The 17,248-nt window shown below is 66.3% G+C and carries 16 protein-coding genes, 1 tRNA gene and 1 pseudogene; 10 read left to right on the top strand and 8 right to left on the bottom strand.

Going from position 1 to position 17,248, the window contains the following annotated elements; all coding sequences use genetic code 11:
* Positions 1 to 430 precede the first annotated feature (430 nt).
* Positions 431 to 856, bottom strand: coding sequence for a hypothetical protein (locus FV220_RS04085; RefSeq protein WP_238253806.1), 426 nt, complete (start codon positions 854 to 856; stop codon positions 431 to 433).
* A gap of 328 nt (positions 857 to 1,184) precedes the next feature.
* Here FV220_RS04085 and FV220_RS04080 point away from each other — a divergent pair, with 328 nt between their 5' ends.
* The 3 genes from FV220_RS04080 to FV220_RS04070 all read left to right on the top strand — a co-directional run bounded on the left by FV220_RS04080 (position 1,185) and on the right by FV220_RS04070 (position 3,025).
* Positions 1,185 to 1,649: an ATP-binding cassette domain-containing protein gene (locus tag FV220_RS04080; RefSeq protein WP_246689377.1), complete on the top strand. Its 465-nt coding sequence runs from the start codon at positions 1,185 to 1,187 to the stop codon at positions 1,647 to 1,649.
* 98 nt (positions 1,650 to 1,747) lie between these two features.
* Positions 1,748 to 2,743 carry an alpha/beta hydrolase gene (locus FV220_RS04075; RefSeq protein WP_238253807.1) on the top strand — a complete coding sequence of 332 codons (996 nt, stop codon included), beginning with the start codon at positions 1,748 to 1,750 and terminating at the stop codon, positions 2,741 to 2,743.
* Between the two features lie 84 nt (positions 2,744 to 2,827).
* Positions 2,828 to 3,025: a hypothetical protein gene (locus FV220_RS04070; RefSeq protein WP_018042458.1), complete on the top strand. Its 198-nt coding sequence runs from the start codon at positions 2,828 to 2,830 to the stop codon at positions 3,023 to 3,025.
* Positions 3,026 to 3,054: 29 nt separating this feature from the next.
* Here FV220_RS04070 and FV220_RS04065 read toward each other — a convergent pair whose 3' ends face one another.
* Positions 3,055 to 3,846, bottom strand: coding sequence for a DUF4239 domain-containing protein (locus tag FV220_RS04065; RefSeq protein ID WP_147829823.1), 792 nt, complete (start codon positions 3,844 to 3,846; stop codon positions 3,055 to 3,057).
* 316 nt (positions 3,847 to 4,162) lie between these two features.
* Here FV220_RS04065 and FV220_RS04060 point away from each other — a divergent pair, with 316 nt between their 5' ends.
* Both FV220_RS04060 and FV220_RS04055 read left to right on the top strand, forming a co-directional pair.
* Positions 4,163 to 4,582, top strand: coding sequence for a CopG family transcriptional regulator (locus FV220_RS04060; protein WP_018042456.1), 420 nt, complete (start codon positions 4,163 to 4,165; stop codon positions 4,580 to 4,582).
* Between the two features lie 62 nt (positions 4,583 to 4,644).
* Positions 4,645 to 5,856 carry a PHB depolymerase family esterase gene (locus FV220_RS04055; protein ID WP_018042455.1) on the top strand — a complete coding sequence of 404 codons (1,212 nt, stop codon included), beginning with the start codon at positions 4,645 to 4,647 and terminating at the stop codon, positions 5,854 to 5,856.
* A gap of 124 nt (positions 5,857 to 5,980) precedes the next feature.
* Here FV220_RS04055 and FV220_RS04050 read toward each other — a convergent pair whose 3' ends face one another.
* From FV220_RS04050 to FV220_RS04035, 4 genes are all read right to left on the bottom strand, one after another.
* Positions 5,981 to 6,082 (bottom strand): DUF2474 family protein, encoded by a 102-nt coding sequence (locus FV220_RS04050; protein WP_018042454.1) that lies wholly within the window; start codon positions 6,080 to 6,082, stop codon positions 5,981 to 5,983.
* 35 nt (positions 6,083 to 6,117) lie between these two features.
* Positions 6,118 to 7,125 (bottom strand): cytochrome d ubiquinol oxidase subunit II, encoded by a 1,008-nt coding sequence (cydB, locus tag FV220_RS04045; RefSeq protein WP_147829820.1) that lies wholly within the window; start codon positions 7,123 to 7,125, stop codon positions 6,118 to 6,120.
* 10 nt (positions 7,126 to 7,135) lie between these two features.
* A complete protein-coding gene (locus tag FV220_RS04040; RefSeq protein WP_147829819.1) occupies positions 7,136 to 8,554 on the bottom strand; it encodes a cytochrome ubiquinol oxidase subunit I in 1,419 nt (472 codons plus the stop codon).
* Positions 8,555 to 8,647: 93 nt separating this feature from the next.
* Positions 8,648 to 9,052: a DUF983 domain-containing protein gene (locus tag FV220_RS04035; RefSeq protein WP_018042451.1), complete on the bottom strand. Its 405-nt coding sequence runs from the start codon at positions 9,050 to 9,052 to the stop codon at positions 8,648 to 8,650.
* Between the two features lie 192 nt (positions 9,053 to 9,244).
* On the opposite strand from FV220_RS04035, the gene FV220_RS04030 reads away from it, so the two are divergent.
* Positions 9,245 to 10,636, top strand: coding sequence for a PLP-dependent aminotransferase family protein (locus tag FV220_RS04030; RefSeq protein ID WP_147829817.1), 1,392 nt, complete (start codon positions 9,245 to 9,247; stop codon positions 10,634 to 10,636).
* A gap of 266 nt (positions 10,637 to 10,902) precedes the next feature.
* The gene (locus FV220_RS04025) at positions 10,903 to 11,667 is read left to right on the top strand and encodes a sigma-70 family RNA polymerase sigma factor (protein ID WP_246689379.1); all 765 of its coding nucleotides are present in this window, start codon (positions 10,903 to 10,905) and stop codon (positions 11,665 to 11,667) included.
* 1,303 nt (positions 11,668 to 12,970) lie between these two features.
* Here the strand turns inward: FV220_RS04025 and FV220_RS04015 are convergent.
* Positions 12,971 to 13,045 (bottom strand) — tRNA-Glu (locus FV220_RS04015).
* A 155-nt stretch (positions 13,046 to 13,200) separates the two neighbouring features.
* Between FV220_RS04015 and rlmB the strand changes: the two genes are divergently transcribed.
* Positions 13,201 to 14,016, top strand: coding sequence for a 23S rRNA (guanosine(2251)-2'-O)-methyltransferase RlmB (gene rlmB, locus FV220_RS04010; protein WP_026175694.1), 816 nt, complete (start codon positions 13,201 to 13,203; stop codon positions 14,014 to 14,016).
* Positions 14,017 to 14,134: 118 nt separating this feature from the next.
* On the opposite strand, the gene FV220_RS04005 is transcribed toward rlmB, so the two are convergent.
* Entirely contained in the window at positions 14,135 to 15,682 is a 1,548-nt protein-coding gene (locus tag FV220_RS04005) for a CYTH and CHAD domain-containing protein (RefSeq protein WP_147829813.1), read from the bottom strand.
* 220 nt (positions 15,683 to 15,902) lie between these two features.
* Between FV220_RS04005 and FV220_RS04000 the strand changes: the two genes are divergently transcribed.
* Together FV220_RS04000 and FV220_RS03995 are read left to right on the top strand one after the other, a co-directional pair.
* A complete protein-coding gene (locus FV220_RS04000; protein WP_147829811.1) occupies positions 15,903 to 16,649 on the top strand; it encodes a TlyA family RNA methyltransferase in 747 nt (248 codons plus the stop codon).
* 11 nt (positions 16,650 to 16,660) lie between these two features.
* A pseudogene (locus FV220_RS03995) lies at positions 16,661 to 17,248 on the top strand (RNA methyltransferase); the annotation flags it as partial.

Genomic DNA, 17,248 nt, shown 5'->3' with positions numbered 1-17,248 from the left:
AGCGCGCGCCGGTCGAGCCCGCTGAACAGCTCCTGCCGCTCGGCGCCTGTTGTATAGATCGAAGAGGTTTTCCCCGCCTTCGTGTAGCCCGCATCCAGCGCGGCCCGCGCATCCGTGGCAACGGTGGTGAAGTCCTTCGAGGCCGATGCGATTGGGGGATACGGCCTTTGCCGGGGCCGAAAGCTCGACCACGCTTGCCGGACCGATCGATGAACGAGGGGCGCTCGCCTCGTCGCTCGTGGACACCCGAGACTCGCCGGCAGGGTCGCGGAGCAAGGGAGTTGTGGGCCGGTCGACGCCCGTCATCCCGCTCGACATCATCAATGTATCCTTCGACGTATGCTGTCTAGATCCACGCCGGATGAGGCGCGGACCGGTTAATCGGGCATAAGATCGATTCTTTTATTTCACGAACGAAGGAACTTCGCCTTCAAGGCGCAATCGTCGGGCTGACGGACCAATTCCCGTTGAAGCCCACCGAGGTAATGCTGCTGGAACAGGTCACGCCCGAACCATTCGATGACGTGTTGACGGTCGGATAACTCCAGCGGCCGCTCGCCGAACTTCTGGTGCGCGTCGCGTTCCAGTTGCAGTAGCGCAAATTGCCGGAGCGCGTGTAGCGGATCGAGCAGCCGTTCGACGTCGAGTATGGGCTCTGTATGGTCGACGTCTGGCTCCCGCCATTCCCGATGGAAGAAAAACCATTCGTGCCGATACAGCCGGATGGTGAAGAGAAATCTACTGAGACCGGCGTGTTGTTGTTGACCGTCGCCGTCAAAACGCTCTGTGCCTGAGCCGAATTCGCCATGACCGACAAAGCGAGAATGAGAGCGCCCGCGAACAATGTCTTATTCATGATATCCTCTTTTTGACGTGTCAGTTCTACTGCACATGTCGCAGCAATAAATCGTCCGAGAATTTGAGTATGGGCAAGTTTTAAAACAACAGATTGGCAGATGGGGCAAAAACTTAATCTATATATAAAATTTATGTCATTGTTCGCAATAATAAGGCAATGATACTTATATTAGGCAGAACAGGATCGGCATTTGACGCTGTTATCAAAAATGGGGATTGTCAATCTACAAAAATAGTAGCTTGCTCGCAAAGTCAGAGTATCGATAGTCACACCCGAAGCCCCTTGTCCCGTCGGACAAAGTGTTAGGTCGGGCATGGGCTGGGCCATGATGAGCATCGAGAACGTCACGAAGGCCTATCATGGCCGGGCAGGTTCGCTCCCCGTCCTCAGCCGGGTGAACCTCCACGTCCGAAGCGGGGAACTCTGCGCCCGCACGGGGGCCTTGGGGTCCGGCAAGACCACGCTCATGAACCTCATCGGACTCCTCGACCGGCCCGACGAAGGCGCGATCCGCCTGGTCGGGACCGACACGGCGGACCTGAACGAGAGCGAGACCGCCGGGTTGCGCAACCGCCTGATCGGCTTCGTCTTCCAGTTCTTCCATCTGCTGCCGCGCCTGTCGGCCCTCGACAACGTCGCCCTGCCGCTCGGCGCTGGCCGTCGGCAAGGCCATTCGTGTCGTGCTGCTATGAGACACTGTCTTGATACGGCGCGAGACGTGCACCCTGGCGTCGATCGTCGACACACAAGATTTGTGAGGAGGACCGCTTTCCAGGGGGCAGGCCACTGACACATGCCCTCACCGGTTCTTGGTGTAGGGTCATGTCATCTCGACCGACAAAGGGGCATCCTATGAGACTGATCCGGGCTCTTTGCTTGGGAGGCGTCATGGCTGTGAGTGGGCTTTCTCAGCAGGCATCCGCGGGCGATGCGCAACTGCCCGGTTATTCCGAGGGGGCTCAGGTCGTTCGCGTCGAAGGACGCCGAAACCAGGTCGACCAGATCAGCGGTGTGATCTATTCTCAGATCCGTTCGATGCGTGCGGTCAGACAATTGCGCATGTCGCTGCTCGTGCCACGCACCAACGACAAGAAGCCTGCGATCGTCTATTTCCCAGGTGGCGGATTTACCACTGCCGACCATGAGAAATACTTCGAGATGCGGTCGGCGTTGGCCGCGGCCGGCTTCGTCGTCGCCGCCGCCGAGTATCGCGTCGTCCCCGACAGGTTCCCGGCTCTGGTGCAGGATGGCAAGGCGGCCGTGCGCTACCTGCGGGCTCATGCGGCCGAATACGGCATCGACCCGGCCCGTATCGGCGTGCTCGGCGATTCCGCCGGCGGCTATCTCTCGCAGATGGTCGGCGTCACTAACGGAGAGAAAGTTTTCGACAAGGGCGATCATCTCGATCAGTCCTCCGATGTGCAGGCGGCGGTGACCCTTTACGGCATCTCGAACCTTCTCAATATCGGCGAGGGATTTTCTCCGGCGGTTCAACTCATGCACCAATCGCCTGCGGTGACCGAAGCGCTCTTGGTCAACGGACCGGCCTTTCGCGACTTCGCCGGTGCTTCGATCTCGGCCGATCCCGCAAAGGCGCTGGCGGCAAGTCCCATCGGTCATCTCGGCGCCGATGAGCCGCCCTTTCTGATCATGCACGGCACTGCCGACACGCTCGTCTCGCCGGTGCAGAGCAAACAGTTGTTCGAAGCCCTGCGGGCTAAGGGCAACAAGGCGGTGTATGTGCTGGTCGAGGGAGCGGGCCACGGCGACCTGCCCTGGTTTCAGCAGCCCGTGATCGATCGGGTCGTCGCCTGGTTCAAGGCGACGCTCGGTGGCCCCATCGCGGGCGCCGGTGGCAAGACCGATCCCCGATCCGATCTCTGACCGCCCCCGGCCGCATGGGAACCCGACCCCGCTCCCCGCGCTTGCCCTCACGAGCCGGCATTCCGCCCGGCCGAGGAGACCGCCATGTCGAGCGACACCGAGAAACATCAGGCTCTCCTGGCCGCCTTGAAAACCGCACAGGGCAAGGGTGACGGATCGTTCGAGCAAGCCGTCACGCAAGCTTTCGCGCATGTCTTCGAGCATCTCGAGCGCCTGAACGCCGTCAGCGGTCCCGATGAGGGACGCGCCCTTCATGCCGGCGAGTCCCCGACCCTGCGGTAGGTCCGCACTCATCGTGGGGAGCGAGGTTCTCAGCTGCCCGGGTCGATGACCGTGCGGACCTGTTCCAGCAATGACGGACGGATCGCCAGTGGTCCGTCGAAGGGGCGTTCGTGCATCGCCACGACGCCCAGCGTGATCACCATCGCCAGACCGAAGACGGTCAATGTCATTGCCTGCGACGCGGGTCGTTCGGTGTGGATCGCGGCGATGACCAGCAGGGTCAGGGCCAGGAGCGCGAGCAGGGTCGCCCACTTGCTGTCGTCCCCCTCCACTTCGCTGAGGGCGAGCCGTTCGCTCCGGGCGGTCTGCAGGGCGAGGGTGGCGGCCAGGAGAGCGGAGTGATTGGCTCGGCCCACGACGATGTCGAAATTCGGCGCCACCACGGCCTGGAGCAGCCGGCCGAAGGCCTGATCCGCCTTCGATGATGCCTTTCCGCCATTGGCCATCGCCGGCCATTCCTCGACCACGATGGCCTCGATGTACTCCGCCAACATCATGCGGATATCCGGTAGATCCTTCGACACGGACCGGCTCAGGTTAAACACGGCCCGCGTCTGAGCGCTCTCCGTCTGGACGACGCGGGAGGCTTGCCTCTGGCGCTCCCACGCATCGTTGGCGACGAATCCCATCAGGAGCGACAGCAGTACCGACAGGACACCCACGAAGGCGCGGGCGATCCCGGTCGCCACCGCCACGACGACGGGACGCGTCCGCTTCGTGTTGGTGAGCAGCATCAGGATCAGGCACCAGGCCGAGACGAGAAGCGCAAGGGTCCCGAAGATCAGCCAGATCGGCTGGTCGAGCCAGAACGTGAGCATCATGGGTGATCCGGGCCGGTGGCGGCGGCCGTGATGAGGGCTGCGCGAGCGAGGACGCATGCGTCGTTCCAGATTGCGGACGACGATGCCCGCCGTCACCCGCAGGGGCGCACGAAGCACCGCGCGCCTTTGGAATGCAACGCAACACGCCCGGTGCCCGCGATCCGAAGGGCCACCTCATTGTGAGTGACGGGCCCACCGCGTGGTGCTCGCCCCAATTCCCTCATTCGCGTACCCCGATTCCACGCCGGCACTTGCGCTCGTACTGCGGCGCACCATCTACAGACCATCCAACGAGATGGTATGGGGATGGTTTTCGATGTCGGATACGGTTCGTGAGCTTCGTCCCAAAGCGCCCGACAGCGAGAAGCTGACCCTCAATCTCGGCTTCGTCGATCTCGGCCAGATCGACCTCCTGGTTCGGGACGGGTTCTATGCCAACCGTGCCGACTTCATCCGCACGGCCGTGCGCAATCAGCTCGACCGTCAGGGCGACGCGGTGAAGCAATCGGTCGCCCGCAAGCAGCTCAGTCTCGGGCTGTCCCACTACAGCGTCCGCGATCTCGAAGCCGCCAGGGATGCGGGGACGCCGCTGCACATTCAGGTGCTCGGCCTTGCCAGCATCGCGTTCGATGTGACGCCGGAGCTGGCCCGACAGGCCATCGCCTCGGTGCAGGTTCTCGGGGCCTTCCAGGCCAGTCCCGAAGTCAAGGCGGCCTTGGCCGACCGCATCGCCTGACCATTCGCCATGACCCGTGCGGAACGACGTTCCGTGCCGCCACCCCATCCAGGATCGTGACCATGACCGCTTTCTCGACCATCGACATGGGTGAGGTGACCCGTCTCACCCGCGCGGGCCAGTTGAGCGAGGCGATGGCCCTGCTCCAGGGACGGCCTGTTCCGTCGACACCGACCGGCCCCCACGCTGCTGCCGGGACCATCGACATGGTGGCGCCCACGATGTCCGGCGGGGCCTGGACCGCGCCCGCCACCGACCGCACGTCCGCCGATGGGGCGGCGAGCACGGCGAAAACCGCCTTCGCACGGCCGGGACTCGCGGAGACGATCCAGACCCTGCGCGAACGTTTCCCCAAGATGGGCGCGATGCCCGACCTCGGACAGGGCATCGGATCGGCGAGGGGCGCCACCGTCGCCGTGCCGGAAGGGGCGCGGTTCGAGGAGCGGAGCTTCGGCAACGAGGCGGGCAGCCGGGCCTACAAGGTCTATGTCCCCAGCGGCTACCGGGGCCAGGCCCTTCCCGTCGTCGTCATGCTGCATGGCTGCACCCAGAACCCGGACGATTTCGCCGCCGGAACCCGCATGAACGCACTCGCCGAGGAGCAGACGTTCCTCGTGGCCTATCCCGGCCAGCCGCAATCGGCCAACATGCAGAAGTGCTGGAACTGGTTCAACGCCGGTGACCAGCAGCGAGGCCGCGGCGAACCTTCGCTGATCGCCGGCATCGCCCTGGAGGTGGTGAAGGAGTTCTCCGCCGATTCGAGCCGGGTCTATGCGGCGGGCCTGTCGGCCGGCGGGGCGGCGGCGGCGATCATGGCGGCGACTTATCCGGATGTCTTCGCGGCGGTCGGCGTCCATTCCGGGCTGCCGTGCGGGGCGGCCAGCGACATGCCCTCCGCCTTCGCCGCCATGAATGGGGGCGGTACTTTCAAGGCGTCGCAGAACGGTCCGGGCGTGCCGACCATCGTCTTCCACGGGGATGCCGACAAGACGGTGAAGCCGGTCAACGGCGAACAGGTCATCGCCCTCGCGATGCCGGGCGTTTCGCTCGCGCGCACGGCGACCCAAGGGACGACCGAGGGTGGGATGGGCTTCACCCGTACGGTCCGGACGGATGCGTCCGGGCGCGCCATGCTCGAACATTGGGCGCTTCACGGCGCCGGACATGCCTGGTCCGGCGGAAGCAGCGACGGAACCTACACCGATCCGCGCGGCCCCGATGCCAGCCGGGAGATGGTGCGGTTCTTCATGACGCACGCGAACCGTTCGTCGTGACCGCTTCGACCTGCGGGGCTCTTCGGACTGCGTCGAAGGTCTTCGCAGGACCCGTCGTTCGGGAGACCGTTCCGTAGGACGGGACGAAAGAGACTCCCGGCGGGACGCTCTCGGCCGCCCGGTACTAACCGGCCTTCAGCCAGGCGCGAAGACCGAATGAGACGATCCCGAGGGCGACGATGCTGGCCGCCCAGATCGCCGCGAACCAGAGCAGACGCCGCCACAACGGCGATGGGTTTCGGCGAAACGCGGCGGGCTCCATCAATGGTACCCCGCCTCATCGACCTTTCCGCGAAAGACCCAGTACGAATAGGCGGTATAGGCCAGGATGATGGGGATCAGCACGGACGCGCCGGCCAGGAGGAAGACCTGGCTCGCATGCGGCGAGGCGGCATCCCAGATAGTGATGCGGCCGGGCACGATATCCGGGAAGATGCTGATGCCGAGCCCGGCGAAGGAGAGCAGGAACAGACCGAGGGCCAGGAGAAACGGCGCGGTCTCGGCCCCCTTCCGCAGCAGGCGGAAGAACAGGAACGAGGCGACGGCGACCAGGATCGGCACCTGCGCCGTGAGCAGCACGTTCGGCATCGAGAACCAGCGCTCCCAGTATTGTCCCTTCAGGAACGGCGTCGCCGCGCTCACCGCCGCCACGGCCGCGATCGTCGCCGCGCCGAGCCACAGGGACAGCGAGCGGGCGCGTTCCTGCAGCGATCCTTCCGTGCGCATGACGAGCCAGGTCGCCCCCAGGAGCGCATAGCCGCAGACCAGGCCGATTCCGACGAGCACGCTGAAGGGAGACAGCCAGTCCCACCAGCCGCCGGCATAGGCACGGCCTTGGACCTCGATGCCCTGCAGCAGCGCACCGAGGGCGACGCCCTGCGCGAAGGTGGCCACCACCGATCCGCCGGTGAAGGCGATGTCCCACAGGGCCCGGTGGCCGGGGTCGCGCCACCGGAACTCGAACGCGACGCCCCGGAAGATCAGGCCCAGCAGCATGGCGATGATCGGCGCATAGAGGGCCGGCATGATCACCGCGTAGGCGAGTGGAAAGGCGGCGAACAGGCCTCCTCCGCCCAGGACCAGCCAGGTCTCGTTGCCGTCCCAGACCGGGGCCACGGAGTTCATGGCGGTGTCCCGCTCCTGCCCCGGCCGGAACGCCGGGAACAGGATCCCGAGGCCGAGATCGAAGCCGTCCATGACGATATAGGCGAAGACCGCGAAGGCGATGATGAAGGCCCAGACGACGGTCAGGTCGATGCTCGCGAGCATGGCGGAATCCTCACTCGGCCGGATGGAGGGAGCGGCCGGGATCGACCGAGGGTGCGGGCGTGATGCCCGCGGTGCGGATCGGAACACCGGGCTCGATCCCGTGCTCGCCGAGATGCGGGGATTTCGCCATCAGGCGCAGGATGTAGAGGATGCCCATGCCGAACACCGCGAAATAGATCAGCACGAAGGCCACGAGAGAGGAGCCCACGGCCGGCGCCGACAGGGGAGACGCCGATTCCGCCGTGCGCAGCAGGCCGTAGACCGTGAAGGGCTGCCGCCCCACCTCCGTGGTGATCCAGCCCGCCACCACGGCGACGAAGCCGGCCGGCCCCATGGCGATGGCGAAACGGTGCAGGAGCGTCCAGTCGTAGAGCGCCTTCCTGTAGCGCGCATACAGGCTGGAGACGCCGAGCAGCAGCATCAGCATCCCGAGGCCGATCATCACGCGGAAGGACCAGAACACCACCGGAACCGGTGGCCAGTTCTTCCTGTCCACGGTGTCGAGGCCCTTCAACGGCTCGTTCAATCCGTGTTTGAGGATCAGCGAGGACAGTTTCGGGATCGAGACCTCGTAGTCGACCCGTCCCGCCTCCTGATTCGGGAGGCCGAACAGGATGAGGGGAGCCCCGTCCGGATGACTTTCGAAATGCCCTTCCATCGCCATGACCTTGGCGGGCTGATGCTCCAGCGTGTTCAGTCCGTGGGCGTCGCCCGCCAGGATCTGGAGCGGCGCGACGATGGCGGCCATCCACATGGCCATCGAGAACATCGTCCGCGCCCCGAGATTGTAGCGGTCGCGCAGCAGATGCCAGGCGCCCACCGCCCCGACCACGAGGGATGTCGTGAGGTAGGCGGCCAGCACCATGTGGACGAGACGGTATGGGAAGGAGGGATTGAAGACGATCGCCCACCAATCCTCCGGGATGAACTGGCCGGCTTCATTGATGCCGTAGCCCTGCGGAGTCTGCATCCAGGAATTCACCGACAGGATCCAGAAGGCCGAGAAGAAGGTGCCGATCGCCACCATGAGGGTGGCGAAGAAATGCAGCTTCGGCCCGACCCTGGACATGCCGAACAGCATCACGCCGAGGAAGCCGGCTTCGAGGAAGAAGGCCGAGAGTACCTCGTAGGCCATCAGCGGGCCGAGCACCGGCCCGGTCTTGTCGGAGAAGACCGACCAGTTCGTGCCGAACTGGTAGGACATGACCAGCCCGGACACGACGCCCATGGCGAAGGCGATGGCGAAAATCTTGATCCAGTATTTGAACAGATCGAGGAAGACCTGACGGCCCGTCGCCAGCCAGAGTCCCTCCAGCACGGCGAGAAAGCTGGCGAGCCCGATGGAAAACGCCGGGAACACGATGTGGAAGGCCACCGTGAAACCGAACTGGATTCTCGCGAGCACGAGGGCGTCAACGTCCGACAGCATGTCGATCAACCTGAATGGTCGTTGGGAACGGGCAGGAAAACGACTCGGCAGCTCAGTCTCGTCGACGAACCCTGCCCCATTGCGTCGCTGCGCTCAACGCCCGGCTTCCGGCCCGGCCTTCGGCACGGCCCGGACCGCGAAGCGGCCTTCCTCGGCCTTGTTGATGTACTGGCTCGCGATGAAGAGCCCCTTGAGCGGGCGGATGATCGGCACGCAGGCCAGGAGAAGCAGCGGGAGCGTGAGCACCGCATGGATCCAGAGTGGCGGATCGTAGGTCAGTTCCAGCCAGATCCCGAAGGCGGTGACGGGAAATGCCATCGACATCATGATGAAGAAGGCGGGGCCGTCCGCCGGATCGGCGAAGCCGTAATCGAGGCCGCAGGCCTCGCATGCCGGCTTCAAGGTGATGAAGCCATCGAACAGCCGCCCCTCGCCGCAGCGCGGGCATCGGCAGCGCAGGCCCACCGACAACAGGGATCGATCCGTCGTTCCGTCCATGGTCGAGGTTCCTCGATGTTGGCTCACGTCCCGCACTCGATCGGCAGCGGCTCAGGTTTGCGGGCTTAAGATTGTATGGTATTAAAATCCATACATTGCCTCGCAGCGCGAGTTGCTGCTGTCGATTTTTAAGACGGGGAAGCCTGTGGCTCTGTTCCTTGTATGCATACAACTTGGCGTGATGTAGGGTCAATGATGGAATCGTGGAGCCCTACAATCCTGGACAAGGCCGGGCCGAAATATCTGGCCATCGTCCGGGTCCTGGCGGACGACATTCGCTCCGGGCGGCTCGCCCCCGGCATGCGGCTGCCGCCGCAGCGCAGCTTGGCCAAGCATCTCGACGTCGATCTCACCACCGTCACGCGGGCGTTCAACGAAGCGCGGAGGGCCGGGCTGATCGATGCCTCGGCCGGGCGAGGCAGCTTCGTTCGCACCGCCGCGTCGCCGCTGGCGAAGGTCAGGGCGCCGGACCCATCGGCGAGCGTCGATTTCAGCATGAACATGCCGCCCCAGCCGGCGGAGGCGCGGCTCGCCGAGCGCATGGAGGCGGGGCTGGCGCGGCTTTCCGCCTCGCCGGGCTTCCTCGACCGCATGCAGTATCAGGACAGCGCCGGCAATCTGGCGGATCGCGCGGCTGCGGCGACTTGGCTCGCTCGCCGGCTGGGTCCCGTGCCGGTCCAGCGGGTCATCGTAGCCGGCGGGGCGCAGGCCGCCCTCTCGGCCATTCTCGCCGTGCTGCTCAGGCCCGGCGACGCGCTCTGCGTTCCCGCCCTGACCTATCCGGGCCTGCGTATGGCGGCCGAGCGGCGCGGAGCCCGGTTGCTTCCCGTCGCGACCGACGGCGACGGCATCGACCCCGATTCCTTCCTCGAACGCTGCCGGGCCGAGAGGCCGCGCGCCCTCTATCTGGTCCCGACCCTCGACAACCCGACGACGGCGACGCTCCCGCTGGCCCGTCGCGAGCGGATCGCCGAGATCGCCCGCTCCCACGGGGTCGCGATCATCGAGGACGATGCCTACGGCGCCCTGCCGCCGGACGCTCCGGCCCCGTTCGCGGCTTTGGCCGGCGACATCACCTGGCATGTGGCGACCCTGTCCAAATGCGTCACTCCGGGTTTGCGCATCGCCTATGTCGTCGTGCCGGGCACTAACGAAGCGGTCCGTGTCGCGGCCGAGCTGCGCGCCATCAGCATGATGGCCTCACCGCTGGCCGCCGCCCTCGCCTCTCACTGGATCACCCACGGAGACCTCGACGCGATCGTCGGGGCCATCAGGCGCGAGAATGGCCGCCGTCAGGTCGTGGCGCGGGAGGCGCTCGTCGGCCTCGAAGTCCACGCTCATCCCTGCGGGCACCATCTCTGGCTCCCGCTCCCGGCGCCGTGGCGGCGCGGCGAGTTCGGGGCGCATGCGCGCCAGCTCGGGGTATCGGTGATCCAGAGCGATGCCTTCGCCGTCGGCCCGGCCCCCGACGCGATCCGCGTCTCCCTCGGCGCCGCGCCCGACAGCGAAGCCCTGCGATACGGCCTCGGCCTTCTGGCGACCCTGCTGGCACACCCGCCCGGTGCCATTTCGAGCGTCGTGTGAGGGAAGAGCGGAACCCGGCCGCCTGGATCCCCAGTGAGCGTGTCTGGTCACCCTGCATCCGGGATGAATACAGCAAAGCTTGGCAGTCAGCCTCGGTAGGGTCTCCCTCGACATCGGGCGATACGATTTCACCCTCAGTTTAGAATTCCTTTAGCCTGCGTTCAGCTTTCTTTTGCCAAAAGCTCCCGTTGGTATTGCCCAATGAGCCCGGCGCGCACGGCGTGCCGACTGCCGAGGGGGGATGGATGGACGTTCGCAAACCGGGAATGGCGCAATCACTGCAAGCGGCCGAGGCTGACGGTCAGACGTTGGAGCGCCCCGCCAAGGGAGGGATACCGGAGGCGGTGCGCGTGCATCTGGGGGCCGAACTGAGGGCGGTCTACGCTTGCATCGTCGCGGAAGATCAGCCGCCGGCTTTGTTGGATCTGATTGCCCGGCTCACGCACGCATCCGCCGGGCGCGGCGACGCTGCGTATGCCGCCTTCAGCGCCGATCTGCTCACGGCTCTGCCGGGTTTGAGGGCCTTCGCCCTGTCGCTCGCCATGAACCCGGCGATGGCGGACGATCTCGTGCAGGAGACGCTTCTGAGAGCCTGGCAGAACCGGCGCCGGTTCGAGCCTGGCAGCAATCTGATGGCCTGGCTCTGCACCATCCTGCGAAACCACTTCTATACGGAGTGTCGCAAGCGGAAACGGGAGGTCGAGGACGCGGATGGCGCCATGGCGGCGCAGGTGGCCGCGCCGGCATCCCAGGAGGCGAGCAGCGACCTCAAGCGGGTCTGGCAGCATCTCGGCAAGCTGCCGCCGTCTCAGCGGGAGGCCCTGATTCTCGTCGCGGCGCAGGGGATGACCTACGAGGCCGCCGCGGAACTCATCGGCTGTCAGGTCGGCACGATGAAGAGCCGAGTGAGCCGCGCGCGCTCGTCCCTGGTCGGGTACCTCGGGATGGAGGTGCGCCCGAAGGCGCCCTTGGGCCAGATCGCCGCCGACAGTCTCGAACCCGCCGCCATGCAGGTCGGCCTCGGCGCCTGACGTCGATAGGGCTGGACGTCGAATCGATGAGCCGCCGTCGACCTGCACTTCACCCTGAACATCATCGCCGATGTCGGCGGATACCTTTTGGCAAGGCCTTGCTCGTACCGGCGGATCAGCATGTCCCCCCCCCCATGCCCGCCGCCGGGTTTCCCTCGGGCCGAACCTGATGGCCCCTGCCGCCTCCCGTCATGCGAATGATTGCGCCGGCCCACCAACGAGCCCTACCATCTCCGTGCCAGCCGCGAGGTCATGCGGTCTCGGCCCGGATGAGGTCCCCTCATGTTCGTGGACGAAGGTTGGAAGCCGCCGAGAGAACCATCGTGGGAGCCGCCAGCTCGCAAGCCTCCGCTCACGAAGGCCCAGGAGCGGGCGGTGGTCTGGATCATCGGGGTGAACGTGTTGCTCCTCTTTGTAGCACCCGTAGGCGGAGCGACCGTGATCCATGCTATCGCCGCGCTATTCGTGAGGGGCTGAGCGATGGATAGTAAGACGCAGATTTTAATCCTTGCAGTCTTGGTCGCACTTGCGATTGTTATATTTGACCGATTGCGGAACTGTGATCCAGCCTCATGCTCTTACCGAAAGGGGCCGACAGTGGCGTTGCCACGTTGATCGTGTCCGCTCGCCCGGCAGTAGCGACACGTTGTCGTCCGCAAGGGTATGCCGCGGCGTACAACTCGGCGACCGTTCTTGAGGCCGTTCGTAAGGGTTAGCATCGGCATACCGATCCTCCCCCGGTTTCGCTGACACCTTTGATACGCTCCTTGCGGGCGGGGAAGGTGATTGATGGCCAAGACGAGACGCGAGTTTGCTTCGCTGCACCTTCGGTGCCACGCCAGAGTTCAAACGCGAGGCGGTGGCCCTGCCGGAGAGCAGCGGCCGGCCGCCACCGCATCGTCCTCGGTGAGGAGCCGCGCCAATTCGCCCGCCTCGATCTCCGCATCCTTGGGCATGACCGACTGCCCAACTGGAGGGTAGGCCTCTCACCGCGCTTGAGCCGCTCCAAAGCCGCGAAGTGCGCCATACAGTCCCTTGGGACGCGCGAGCCTACTTGCTTCGCGATGGCCAGGGGGGCGTTCTGAGGCTCAACTTCCAGTCTGCCTTCCCCGACCACGGGGTGGCACGAAGGACCTTAGGTCCCCTGGAATCACGCGGCGGAAGTAGTACGATCCCAGCCTCTCGCGGAGGGGGTATGACCTCAATGCCATGAGTGGTTTGCACCACCGGACTGTATGACCGGCGTCTGCTAAGGCACTGATTTACGCGCTATCTCAGCCTAGGCAATGGCTGAGAAGCCTAATGGCGCGCCCTGCGGGAGTCGAACCCGCCTTTTCAGCGTGAAAGGCTGACGTCCTAACCGATAGACGAAGGGCGCTTGCTCGAGAGCGAGGGTTCTATAGGCGGCTTCTCCCGGCAGGGCAACCGGTGTTTCGCGGTGTTTCACGCTTGACGAACGGCATGGCGGTCGCTTTGTCGCTGCTCAGCATCGGCGCGGCGTTTCGATCGTGCCGTCAGACAGTGGATTACACCATGAATACGCGACGCGACGGGCCGGGCGGACCCCGCACCGGCCGCCCCGGTGGCCAACGCGACCGGTTTCGTCATGGTCCGCCCTCCTCCGGGCCGCGCGGGTCAAGCGGCGATCACGTCGTGCTCTATGGGTGGCACCCGGTGTCGCAGGCGCTGGCGAACGAGGGGCGCGGCCTGCATCGGTTGCTCGCCACCGAGAACGCCCTCGCGCGCCTGACCGAGGAGCTCGGCCAACTCCGGATCGACGCCGAACTGGTGCGCCCCAACGCGATCAACGCCCTGCTCGGGGCGGATGCCGTGCATCAGGGCCTCTATCTCGAAGCCGATCCCCTCCCCGGCCCGGATCTCGACGACCTTCCGGACGATGCGCTCCTGCTGGCGCTGGACCAGATCACCGACCCGCATAATGTCGGCGCCATCGTCCGTACCGCCGCCGCGTTCGGCGTCGCGGGCATCATCACCACGGCGCGGCATTCGCCCACCGCCACGGGCGTACTGGCCAAATCCGCCTCGGGCGGGCTCGAACACGTTCCCCTCGTGATCGTGCGCAACCTGTCCGATGCGCTCATCGATCTGGGCAAGCGCGGCTTCACCCGCATCGGTCTCGATTCGGAGGGAGAGGCCACCCTCGATTCCGTCGGGCCGAAGCGGCCCGCGGTGATCGTGCTCGGTGCCGAGGGCAAGGGACTGCGCCAGCGCACGCGGGACAATTGCGACGTCCTCGCCCGTATTCCGTTCAGCGGCGAGATCCGCAGCATCAACGTGTCGAACGCCGCCGCGATCACGCTCTATGCCTTGAGTGTGCGCGGCGATTGAGACCGAGCGACGCCGATCCCGACCGATGGTCCTCCTCGGCGCGATCGGCGGACGCCCGCCGCCGCGTAGGCAGACGGTGATGAGGTTCACTCACCACCGTCTGGTCTGAGGCCGCGATTCAGCGCCAGAACGGTTTCACGTCGAGCAGTTCCTCGTGTGCCTTCTCCGCCGCCTTGAGCAGATCGTTGGTGCGGGCTTCTCCGTCGGCGGCGGTGAGGCCGGCGGCGAACAGCGCGCGCCCGTCGATGCCGGAGGTCTCCCCGGTTTCGGCGCTCGCCAAGCTCGCGAGCACGGAATGGGCGGTGGCGAGGTCGTTGAGCGCGCCGAGATGGTCCTGCAGGTCCGAGAGGGCCGAGACGAACGCCTTGTGGTGCTTCTGCGCCTTCTTCTCCGCATAGAGCGAGGCGAAGAATTCCGCGCCGTAGCGCAGCTTCTTGGCTTCGATGCGCACCTCGTGGCGCGCCTCCGCATCGAGGCGCTGGAGATGGCGGCCGCGCTTGCGGATGCGCCGGCGGGCTTTGTCGAGCATGGCTTCGGCATGGTCGCGGGCGGAGACCGCCTCCCGCTTCGCATTGCCGCGCCACGGCCCGGTCTCGATCCAGGCGGACAGATCGAGGATCAGGCTGCGCCAGGCTTGCGATTCCAGGATCGTGAAGACGGTCCCGTAGGCGCGATCCCGCTCGGCTTCGAGGCGGATTCGCAGATCGTCGAGCCCCACCTCCTCCGGTCTCCGGGCCATCTCGTCGGCCAGGGTTTCGCTGAGGAAGACATCGAGGTTGCGGGCGTGCCCGAACGGCTCGGTGACGCGCTTGATCTCCTCCCGCAGGGTCGTGGCGGTGGGATCGCTCACGAGAATCGGCTTGAACAGGGTGAAGGCCGAGCGCAGCCGCCGCAGGGCGACGCGGATCTGGTGCAGCCCTTCCGGGTCGCGCGTCTTGAGGAAGACATCCTCGTTGAGCCGCAGATGGGTCAGGCAGGCGACGGCGATGGTGCGGAAGGCCGTGGCCGCCGAAGCGTCCCGGTCGAGCTTGACCGCTCCGGCCTTGCTCGGACGCCGCAGGCTCTCGCCGAGGATCCTGAAGCCGCGCTCGCTCTTCGACAAGACGCCGAGACGCAGGGGCACGGTCTCCGCGAGACTCTGCGCCAGGAAGAACAGGTCCGCCGGATCGCCCTCGATCAGTTCGAGTTCGAGTTCCCAGATGGGCGCGTCGCCGACCGGCGTCTCCACCCGCCCCTGGTCGAGGGTGGCCGAAATGCGCGAGTGTCCGTGGGCGACGGCCCGGGTGGTACGTTCGATGATGGTGGTGACGACGGCGGCGAGGTCGGGCGAGGACGCGCTGGCGAGTACCTCCGGCACCGGCGTCTCCTCGAGGAGCGACAGGTCCGGTGTCGGGCCGTCCACGGCCCATTCCCATTCCGAGCGGTCGAACAAGCCGGCCGCCGAAGATGCGGCCTTCACCGTCTGGACGTGACGCTCCCCATGCCGGCGAACCCGCAGGGTCATCCCCTTGCGGTGAAGCGCCCGGTCGGCCGTGTCGTAATAGGTGGCGGACAGGAACTCGGCCTCCGTCGGCTGCTCGACGGCAAGCAGCGGGTGGCGTGCCAACTCCGCCAGTTCCGCGGCGCCGCAATCCAGCTTCAGCTCGACTTCCCTCGGGGTACCCATCGATCGTCCTGTTCTGTGATCCGGTATGACGGGCGCCAACGCCCGAGGACCGGGTGTGGATCATCCATGGGCTTCGACGGGCACGCAAGCGGGCCATGTCGTTGCCCGGATGGACAAACCCGAGAATTCCCGTAGCTGAGACGGGGTGGCCCGGTTGGTCTGGCCTCGATCCGGGGAATCGGATCTTAGGCGAGAGATCACACGGGATCGTAAGGGTTCGATGACGGTGGACCGGGTGAGGGCCGATCGGCTCCTGGTCGAGGGTGGCCATTTCGAGAGTCGGGCGAGGGCCCAGGCTGCGATCGAGGCGGGCCTCGTCACCGCCGACGACCGCCCCGTGACCCGCGCCTCCGACAGGCTCGACCCCAGGGCGCGGATCGTGGCAAGCGCGCCGCACCCCTTCGTCTCGCGCGGCGGGCTTAAGCTGCAGGCCGCGCTGGCGGCGTTCGGATTCGATCCGGCCGGGCTCGTCTGCCTCGATGTCGGCGCGTCCACCGGCGGCTTCACCGACGTGCTGCTGAAAGCCGGTGCCGGGCATGTCTATGCCGTCGATGTCGGCCGCGACCAGCTGCATGCCTCCCTGCGCGGCGATCCCCGCGTGACCAGCCTCGAGGGCCGGGACGTGCGTGGCCTCGACACCGCGGCGATCCCGCTCGCACCGTCCCTGGTGGCGGTCGATGTCAGCTTCATCGCCCTTCGCCTTGTCCTGCCCGCAATCGTGCCGCTCATGGCTCCCGGTGCGGCCCTGGCGGCATTGATCAAGCCTCAATTCGAGGCGGGGCGCGACCGGGTCGGGCGCGGCGGCATCGTGCGCGACGAGGCCGTCCACCAGGCGGTCTGCGAGGAGGTGACGAACCTCGTCACCGATCTCGGCCTGTCGGTCCTCGGCCTCATCCCCTCCCCTGTCGCCGGTGGCGACGGCAATCGCGAGTTCCTCATCGGGGCACGCTCGACGGTGCGCCCATGACGGACACGACCATGACCGAACAACAGACCCTTCGTACCGTCGACATCGCGCGCCTCGGGCAGCGCGGCGACGGCATGGCGACGGACGGCACCGTCGTCCCCTATGCCCTGCCCGGCGAGCGCGTCTCGATCCGCAAGGACGGCGCGCGCGTGTCCCTCGTCGCGGTGGAAACGCCCTCCCCGGACCGGATCGACCCGTTCTGCGGCTATTTCGGAACCTGCGGAGGCTGCGCGGTCCAGCATCTCGCGCCAGAGCCCTACGCCGCCTGGAAGCGGGGCAACCTCGCGCAGGGACTGGCCCAGGCCGGAATCGACGTGCCATGCGAGCCCGCGCGCGATGCCCATGGGTCGGGCCGCCGCCGGCTGACGCTCCACGTGCGCGAGATCGACGGCAAGGGCGTCGCCGGGTTGATGGAGGCGCGCAGTCACGCCCTCGTGGCCATCGACCATTGCCCCATCACCGTCGAGCAGCTCCACCGGGCGCCGGCCGTCGCGCGGGCGCTGAGCGCTCCCCTCGGCCACGGCCGCAAGCCCCTCGACGTCGCCTTCACCGCCACCGAAGCCGGCCTCGACGTGGACCTGCGCGGGCACGGCCCGGTG

It is taken from the genome of Methylobacterium sp. WL19 (assembly GCF_008040005.1).
In the GTDB taxonomy this organism is placed as follows: domain Bacteria; phylum Pseudomonadota; class Alphaproteobacteria; order Rhizobiales; family Beijerinckiaceae; genus Methylobacterium; species Methylobacterium bullatum.
This window is presented reverse-complemented; position numbering and strand designations above follow the sequence as displayed.

Bases quoted from the DNA above. Each gene is read 5' to 3' on its own strand.
- FV220_RS04055 (WP_018042455.1), top strand. From the start codon at position 4,645: ATGACCGCTTTCTCGACCATCGACATGGGTGAGGTGACCCGTCTCACC.
- FV220_RS04025 (WP_246689379.1), top strand. From the start codon at position 10,903: ATGGCGCAATCACTGCAAGCGGCCGAGGCTGACGGTCAGACGTTGGAG.
- FV220_RS04035 (WP_018042451.1), bottom strand. From the start codon at position 9,052: ATGGACGGAACGACGGATCGATCCCTGTTGTCGGTGGGCCTGCGCTGC.
- FV220_RS04085 (WP_238253806.1), bottom strand. From the start codon at position 856: ATGAATAAGACATTGTTCGCGGGCGCTCTCATTCTCGCTTTGTCGGTC.
- FV220_RS04005 (WP_147829813.1), bottom strand. From the start codon at position 15,682: ATGGGTACCCCGAGGGAAGTCGAGCTGAAGCTGGATTGCGGCGCCGCG.
- FV220_RS04030 (WP_147829817.1), top strand. From the start codon at position 9,245: ATGATGGAATCGTGGAGCCCTACAATCCTGGACAAGGCCGGGCCGAAA.
- FV220_RS04040 (WP_147829819.1), bottom strand. From the start codon at position 8,554: ATGCTGTCGGACGTTGACGCCCTCGTGCTCGCGAGAATCCAGTTCGGT.
- FV220_RS04060 (WP_018042456.1), top strand. From the start codon at position 4,163: ATGTCGGATACGGTTCGTGAGCTTCGTCCCAAAGCGCCCGACAGCGAG.
- FV220_RS04065 (WP_147829823.1), bottom strand. From the start codon at position 3,846: ATGATGCTCACGTTCTGGCTCGACCAGCCGATCTGGCTGATCTTCGGG.
- rlmB (WP_026175694.1), top strand. From the start codon at position 13,201: ATGAATACGCGACGCGACGGGCCGGGCGGACCCCGCACCGGCCGCCCC.
- FV220_RS04000 (WP_147829811.1), top strand. From the start codon at position 15,903: ATGACGGTGGACCGGGTGAGGGCCGATCGGCTCCTGGTCGAGGGTGGC.
- FV220_RS04080 (WP_246689377.1), top strand. From the start codon at position 1,185: ATGATGAGCATCGAGAACGTCACGAAGGCCTATCATGGCCGGGCAGGT.
- FV220_RS04075 (WP_238253807.1), top strand. From the start codon at position 1,748: ATGGCTGTGAGTGGGCTTTCTCAGCAGGCATCCGCGGGCGATGCGCAA.
- cydB (WP_147829820.1), bottom strand. From the start codon at position 7,125: ATGCTCGCGAGCATCGACCTGACCGTCGTCTGGGCCTTCATCATCGCC.
- FV220_RS04070 (WP_018042458.1), top strand. From the start codon at position 2,828: ATGTCGAGCGACACCGAGAAACATCAGGCTCTCCTGGCCGCCTTGAAA.